This is a genomic window from Curtobacterium luteum, from assembly GCF_001475545.1.
GTDB classification, from domain to species: domain Bacteria; phylum Actinomycetota; class Actinomycetes; order Actinomycetales; family Microbacteriaceae; genus Curtobacterium; species Curtobacterium luteum_A.
In genome coordinates this window covers 37,968-44,951 of sequence record NZ_LDQC01000044.1, presented here as the reverse complement: position 1 = coordinate 44,951, position 6,984 = coordinate 37,968, and the positions used below count along the sequence as shown (strand labels likewise).

Below are 6,984 nucleotides of genomic sequence, written 5' to 3'. Positions count from 1 at the left end.
TCGAGTCCCTTCGAGCGCACACTGTTTGAGACAGCAGGGATGACGCCCCCGGTTCCATCGGAGCCGGGGGCGTCTTCTGTTCCCGGGGCGTCTTCTGTCGCTCCGGATGCCGCTGTCGCTGCGCGGATCCATGGACCGCTGTCGAGCGACTCCGTCGTCGTCGTACGACGGCCACGCAGTCGCTCGTTGCAAGGGCGCCCAGCCCGCGCGTGCAAGCGACGACATCGCCGCTGTCGCCCGACAGCGGCGATGTCGTTCTGCAACGGCGGCCAGCGCGCGGGTCGCGGCCGCTGGGCGTCAGCGGGTCGAGTCCGGCAGCCGGAGGACGTCCTGCACCTGGTCGCCGAGCCGCGGTCCATCGCGGTCGATCCAGTAGCGGCGTTCGAGTCGCAGGCCCGCCACCGACTGCACGGACCGGACGCCGGGCAGGGCACCGAGGTCGTCGCGCACGAACGTCGCGAGCGCTCCCGGTCCTTCGAACACCCCGGCGAGGCTCACGGGGGCCGAGCCGGTCACCGTCGACAGCAGGCGGACGTTCGGGTGGGCGGCGAGGGCGTCGAGCGCGCCCCGGACGTCCCGCGGCCGGACGTCGATCGTGACGATGGCGTTCAGCGGGAAGCCGAGCAGCTCGGGCTGGACCTCGACGCGTGGTGACACGGCTCCGGAGCTGACCAGGAGCCGGATCGCACGGGCAGCGGTCGACGCGGACACCCCGAGCGTGCGACCGACCTCGGCCGCGGTGATGCGTCCGTTCCTGCCGAGCAGCCGCATCGTGCGGAACTCCAGGTCCGAGAGGTCGCGGAGGTCTCGGACGGGCGGTCCGCTCGTGCCCGACGCATGACCCTCGAGTGCGGCGGTCCGCTCGGCGTCGAGTCGTCGGAACCGCCAGGACTGGCCGACCTTCGCCGGCTCGAGGATCATCCGGCTGTCCGTCGCACGGATGCCGGGGATGCCGGGGATCGTCTCGGTCAGGAGCTGTTCGTGGTCCGACCCCAGCAGTGGGAAGAGGTTCACGTAGAGGTCGGCAGGACCGGACGTGTGCAGGACGAACTGGACGTCGGGGATCCGGAGCAGTTCGGTGAGCACCGCGCGTGACCGTCCGGGTGCCGAGGTGATCCAGAGCTCGAACGGGTTGCTCGACGTGATGAGCTCCCAGGCGAACCGCCCGACGACCTGGAGCAGTCGCTCGTCCTGCATGCGGGCGAGCCGGCGTGCGGCGGTGCTCGTGGGGATCTCGAGGACCTCGGCCAGCGCCGCGATCGGCACGCGGGGGGCGACGTGGAGCGCGGCGACGATGTCGAGGTCCACCTCGTCGAGGACCGGCCGAGCGGCGCGAGAACTGTGGCGGGGCACCCGATCAATGTACCGGCGGCGCTCGTCAACACGGTTCGGGTCTGGATAACCCGTTACGGGACGGAAACACGACGGATATCCCCATTTGACTTGCGCATGATTGTCTCTTTTCCTACAGTCGCCTGCACCGGCGACACAGTGGTCACCGGTTCGTCCGAGAGGGAACGCATGGGTACGCAGCAGCCGTGGCAGTGGAGCGAGGACGAGTGGCGCGGTCACGTGGAGCACGTCCGCGCCGGGCAGCGCCTCGTGCACGACGAGCCGACCGAGCGTTGGCCGGGCGGGGCGCAGGTCGCCGTGCTCCTGTCGTTCGACTCGGACCACGAGACGCCGGCGCTCCGGGACGGCGAGACCTCGCCGGGCCGCATGGCGCAGGGGGAGTTCGGCGCGCGCTTCGCGGTCCCGCGCATCCTCGACCTCCTCGCCCGGCACGAGGCACCGTCGTCGTTCTTCATGCCCGCCGTCTGCGCACTGCTCCGCCCGGAGGAGGCCCCCGGTTACGTCGCCGCCGGGCACGAGGTCGCGGTCCACGGGTGGATCCACGAGCGCAACACCGCACTCGGGCACGACGACGAGCTCGAGCTGGTCGACCGCAGCCTCGGGGTCCTCGAGCGGCAGACGGGCCTGCGCCCGACCGGCATCCGGACGCCGTCGTGGGACTTCTCCGCGTCGACGCTCGCGGTGATCCGGGAGCTCGGCTTCGTGTACGACTCGTCACTCATGGCCGACGCGGAACCCTACGAGCTCCTCGAGGACGGGGGGCGGACCGGCGTCGTGGAGATCCCCGTCGAGTGGATCCGCGACGATGCGCCGTACCTGATGATGGACCGCTTCGGCGGGCTGCGGCCGCACATGCCGCCGCGGAGCCTGCTGCAGATCTGGATCGACGAGTTCGACGCCGCGCGTGACGAGGGTGGCGTGTTCCAGCTCACCATGCACCCGCACATCATCGGGCACCGGTCGCGGCTGCGGATCCTCGACGACCTGCTCGCACACATCCGCTCGTACGACGACGTCTGGATCGGCACCCACGCCGACCTCGCCGCGCACGTCCGCACCCAGCTCTGACAGCCGATCCGGCACCACACCAGCAGCACCACTCCAGCACCGCCGCTCCAGCACCGCCGCTCCAGCACCGCCGCTCCACCCCGCCGTCCACAGCTCCGCCCGACCCGCGAGGAAGCCCGCAGATGACCACCACCGCCCGTGACACCGTCCACGCGACGAAACTCAGCAGGAAGGGGAAGAAGGCGATCGTCGCCGGTTCGATCGGCAACGCCGTCGAGTGGGTCGACTGGGCCGTCTACACGACCTTCTCGTCGATCTTCGCCCACCACTTCTTCCCTGCCGGCAACGAAGCTGCTGCACTCCTGTCGACGCTCGCGATCTTCGCGGTCGGCTTCGTGATGCGGCCGGTCGGTGCAGCCGTCATGGGGGCCTTCGCCGATCGCCACGGCCGCAAGAAGGGCCTCGTCCTCACGATCGCACTCATGGCCGGAGCGACGCTCGTCATCGGTCTGTCGCCGACCTACGCGCAGATCGGCATCGTCGCACCGGTACTCCTCGTCCTCGCCCGCATGGTGCAGGGCTTCGCTGCGGGTGGCGAGTTCGGCTCGTCGTCGGCGTTCCTCGTCGAGTCGGCGGCACCGAGTCGGCGAGCCTTCGCCGGGTCGTGGCAGCAGGTCTCCGTGGGTGGCGGTGTGCTCATCGCCTCGGGCATCGGGGCGCTCATCACGAGCACGCTCTCGGAGGACGCGGTCGACAGCTGGGGTTGGCGCCTGGCGTTCGTCCTTGCGGCGTCGCTCGGGTTCGTCGGACTGTGGCTCCGCCGTTCCGTCGAGGACACCGAGTCGTTCCGGGTCGCGAAGGACCGCAACGCCGCGAACCAGGCCGCCGGCGACCACAAGAGCTCGTTCTTCCGCATGTTCAAGGAGCACCCGGCCGCCGTCGCGCGCGTCTTCGGGATCACCATCGCGGGCACGCTGCTCTACTACATGTGGGTCAGCTACATGCCGACCTACGCCGCGGTGACGACGGGCATCCCGCTGTCCGAGGCACTCCTCGCGAACGTCATCGCGATGATCGTGTTCCTCGTGCTCCTGCCCTTCGCCGGCATCCTGTCGGACCGCATCGGTCGGAAGCCCACCATGGCCGCGTTCGCCGGCGGCTTCCTGGTCTTCGCCTGGCCGGCGTTCCAGATCATCGGCGGCGGGTTCTGGTCGCTGCTGCTCGTCGAGGTCGTCGGGATCGTGCTCTTGCTCGGCTACTCGGCGAACTGCGCGGTGATCATGGCCGAGCAGTTCCCGCCGGAGGTGCGGGCGAGCGGCATCGGCGTGCCCTACGCGATCGCCGTCGCCCTCTTCGGTGGCACCGCGCCGTACGTCACCACCTGGATGAACACCGTCGGGCTCAGCGGCTGGGTGTGGGTGTACGCCTCAGCCGCTGCCGCGATCGGCCTCGTCGTCTACCTCACGATGCCGGAGACGAAGGGCAAGGTGCTCGACTGATGCGGCACGTCCTCGTCACGGGTGCCGGCTCCGGCATCGGCCGTGGGATCGCCCTCGCCTTCGCCCGCACCGGCGCGGACATCACGCTCTGCGACCGCACCGCCGCGCCGCTCGGGGAGACCGAGGCACTCGCCCGGGATGCCGGAGCCGGTCGGGTGACCGCGATCACCGCCGACCTGCGGGACGGCGACGCCCCCGGAGCGGTGGTGGACGAAGCGTGGGACCGCGCTCCGGTCGACGTCCTCGTGTCGAGCGCCGGGGTCTACCCGGCGACGCCGTTCCTCGACCTCGACGCGGCGACCTGGGACCGAGTACTCGACGTCAACACACGAGCACCCGTCCTCCTCACCGTCGCGCTCGCCCGTCGAGCCGTCCCTGTGGGCCGGGGCGCGAGCGTGGTGAACATCTCCTCGGGTGCGGCACTGCGCGCCCGCCCGGGAGCCGCGCCGTACTCGACGTCGAAGGCGGCGCTCGAAGCCGCCACGCGGGCGTCCGCGCTCGAGCTCGGCCACCACGGCATCCGCGTGAACGCCGTCGCCCCGGGTTTCGTGACCGTCGACTCCGCGGTCAACCCGGTCACCGCCGAGTACGCGGATGCCGTCGGAGACAACCCCCTCGGACGGCGCGGCCTGCCGGACGACATCGCGCGCGCGGTCGTCTGGCTCGCGGGCGACGAGGCGAACTGGATCACCGGGGAGGTGCTGCGCGTCGACGGCGGATCGTCGACGGGCGCGTGGAACCTCCCGCAGCACTGGACGGCCGACGGCCGGGAGGAACACGCATGACCCCGCAGTACACGATCGTCGGCGCCGGAGCGATCGGGGGCACGCTGGCTGTGCACCTCCAGCTCGGCGGAGCCGACGTCCACCTGGTCGACGCCGACGAGGAACACGTCGCGGCCGTCCGGGAGCGCGGCTTCCGCATCGAGACACCGGACGGCCCCGTCAGCGCGCGGCCCGCGATCTCCACACCGGACGACGCACCGGAACGACTCGGGGCCGTGCTCCTCGCGGTGAAGGCCCAGGCCACCGACACGGCTGCGGCCTGGATCGCACCGCGTCTTGCCGTGGACGGCTGGGTGGTCTCGATGCAGAACGGCCTGAACGAGTCGACCATCGCCGAGCACGTCGGTGCCGACCGGACCGTCGCGGCGTTCGTCGACCTGTTCGCCGACGTCGTCGGCCCCGGGGTCGTGCGCGACGGCGGCATCGGGGACATCGCGCTCGGCGAGTTCGCCGGTGGGTCGAGCCCACGGGTCGAGGCCCTGGCGCGTGACCTGCACCACTGGGGCACCCCCATCGTCTCGGACAACGTGCCCGGGTTCCTCTGGTCCAAGCTCGGCTTCGGGGCGATGCTCGTTGCCACCGCGCTCGCCGACGAGGACATGGGCGACCTCATCGACCGGCACCGGACGGGCATGCACGCCCTCGTGCGCGAGGTGCTCACGGTCGCCACCGCCGAGGGCATCACACTCGAACGCTTCGACGCCTTCACCCCCGAGGCGTACTTGACTCCAGGGACCGCGGCCCCGGACACCGCGACCACGCGTGACTCCAGCGCCCCGGACACGGCCACCGACGGTCTCGTCACCTGGCTCGGTGCCCAGACGAAGAAGCGGTCGGGCATCTGGCGGGACATCGCCGTGCGCGGCCGGCGGACCGAGGTCCCGACGCAGTACCAGCCGGTGCTCGACGCGGCGGAGCGTCACGGCATCCCGACCCCGCTCCTGTCGTGGCTCGTCGACCGCATCACCGCGCTGGAGACGCACGCGATCGCCATGGACGAAGCACACCTCGCGGAACTCGACCGACTGGCCGCAGCATGAGTGCGGTCGTGCGGGCCGCCGCCGCGCTGCGGGACACCCTCGTCGCCGACGTCACCGAGTACATCGAGCAGGAGACCCCGTCCGACGACCGCGGCGCGCTCGCCGCCGGCCTCGGCTGGGTACGGACCTTCGTGGAGCGCCACCTCGGCACGCCCGCGACCGAGCGGACCGTCGCGGGTGGCGTCCACGGCGACACCGCGGTGCTCGACTGGCCGGCCACGGGCGGCAGCACCCGGACAGTCGTGCTCCTCTGCCACTACGACACCGTCTGGCCGCTCGGTACGCTCGCCGACTGGCCCGTCAGCGTCGACGGTGACCGCCTGACCGGCCCGGGTGCGTTCGACATGAAGGCGGGGCTCGTCCAGGCGGTGCACGGCCTCGTGCTCGCGAGGGACACCGGCCTGCCCCTCCCGGCGATCCGTCTCGTGCTCAACGGCGACGAGGAGATCGGATCACCCGCCTCCCGGCCGGTGATCGAGGACGCGGTCGTCGGAGCGGACGCCGTGCTCGTGTTCGAGGCGAGCGCCCGCGGCGCACTGAAGACAGCGCGGAAGGGCGTCGGCATCTTCGAGGTGACCACGCACGGCATCGAGGGGCACGCCGGACTCGACCCGGAGAACGGCGTGAGCGCGATCGACGAGATGGCGCGAGCTGTCCTGTCGCTGCACGCGACGGCGGACCTCGCCGCGGGCACGAGCGTCAACGTCGGCACGATCGTCGGCGGCTCCCGGTCGAACGTCACCGCCGGGCGAGCTTCGGCCAAGGTGGACGTGCGCGTCGCCGAACGCTCCGAGATGGACCGCGTGGACGCCGCGCTCGACGCGCTCCGGCCGCACCGTGACCGCGCGCGTCTGGAGGTGACCGGGGGCTGGAACCGGCCGGTGATGCAGCGGAGTGCCGCCATCGCCTCGCTGTTCGAGACCGCCAGGGCCGTCGCGTCCGACCACGGGTGGGAAGCCGAGGAGATCGCCGTCGGCGGTGCCAGTGACGGCAACTTCGCGGCCGCGCTGGGCCTACCCGTCCTCGACGGGCTCGGAGCCGTCGGCGACGGCGCGCACGCGCGTCACGAGTGGGTGTCGATCGACGGCATGGTGCAGCGCACGGCGCTCGCGGCGGACCTGATCACCCGCCTCGCGTCCTGACCCGACCCGAACCGTTGCCGAACGACGCTGCCGCTGTCGCACGACAGCGGCAGCGTCGTTCCGCATCGACCAGCGCCGACCGGACCGCCACGCGTGTGTGTGCGCACCCCGAGACGGACGGGAGGCGCGGTGCCAGCCGGCACCGCGCCTCCCGTCC

The 6,984-nt window shown here is 71.6% G+C and carries 6 protein-coding genes; 5 read left to right on the top strand and 1 reads right to left on the bottom strand.

The genetic code is table 11. The features are described from left to right. Positions 1 to 297: 297 nt before the first annotated feature. Positions 298 to 1,353: an Lrp/AsnC family transcriptional regulator gene (locus NS184_RS17830; protein WP_193750431.1), complete on the bottom strand. Its 1,056-nt coding sequence runs from the start codon at positions 1,351 to 1,353 to the stop codon at positions 298 to 300. A 168-nt stretch (positions 1,354 to 1,521) separates the two neighbouring features. Between NS184_RS17830 and NS184_RS08610 the strand changes: the two genes are divergently transcribed. From NS184_RS08610 to NS184_RS18580, 5 genes are all read left to right on the top strand, one after another. Next, complete coding sequence (locus tag NS184_RS08610; RefSeq protein ID WP_058725710.1) at positions 1,522 to 2,421, top strand: polysaccharide deacetylase family protein; 900 nt, start codon at positions 1,522 to 1,524, stop codon at positions 2,419 to 2,421. 122 nt (positions 2,422 to 2,543) lie between these two features. Then, positions 2,544 to 3,860: an MFS transporter gene (locus NS184_RS08605; protein WP_058725709.1), complete on the top strand. Its 1,317-nt coding sequence runs from the start codon at positions 2,544 to 2,546 to the stop codon at positions 3,858 to 3,860. Next, the gene (locus NS184_RS08600; RefSeq protein WP_058725708.1) at positions 3,860 to 4,645 is read left to right on the top strand and encodes an SDR family NAD(P)-dependent oxidoreductase; all 786 of its coding nucleotides are present in this window, start codon (positions 3,860 to 3,862) and stop codon (positions 4,643 to 4,645) included. The genes NS184_RS08605 and NS184_RS08600 overlap by 1 nt, the downstream gene beginning before the upstream one ends. Beyond that, the gene (locus NS184_RS18585; RefSeq protein WP_058725707.1) at positions 4,642 to 5,685 is read left to right on the top strand and encodes a ketopantoate reductase family protein; all 1,044 of its coding nucleotides are present in this window, start codon (positions 4,642 to 4,644) and stop codon (positions 5,683 to 5,685) included. The genes NS184_RS08600 and NS184_RS18585 overlap by 4 nt, the downstream gene beginning before the upstream one ends. Then, the gene (locus NS184_RS18580) at positions 5,682 to 6,827 is read left to right on the top strand and encodes a M20 family metallopeptidase (protein ID WP_058725706.1); all 1,146 of its coding nucleotides are present in this window, start codon (positions 5,682 to 5,684) and stop codon (positions 6,825 to 6,827) included. The genes NS184_RS18585 and NS184_RS18580 overlap by 4 nt, the downstream gene beginning before the upstream one ends. Positions 6,828 to 6,984: the final 157 nt, after the last annotated feature.

Bases quoted from the DNA above. Each gene is read 5' to 3' on its own strand.
- NS184_RS08610 (WP_058725710.1), top strand. From the start codon at position 1,522: ATGGGTACGCAGCAGCCGTGGCAGTGGAGCGAGGACGAGTGGCGCGGT.
- NS184_RS08605 (WP_058725709.1), top strand. From the start codon at position 2,544: ATGACCACCACCGCCCGTGACACCGTCCACGCGACGAAACTCAGCAGG.
- NS184_RS08600 (WP_058725708.1), top strand. From the start codon at position 3,860: ATGCGGCACGTCCTCGTCACGGGTGCCGGCTCCGGCATCGGCCGTGGG.
- NS184_RS18585 (WP_058725707.1), top strand. From the start codon at position 4,642: ATGACCCCGCAGTACACGATCGTCGGCGCCGGAGCGATCGGGGGCACG.
- NS184_RS18580 (WP_058725706.1), top strand. From the start codon at position 5,682: ATGAGTGCGGTCGTGCGGGCCGCCGCCGCGCTGCGGGACACCCTCGTC.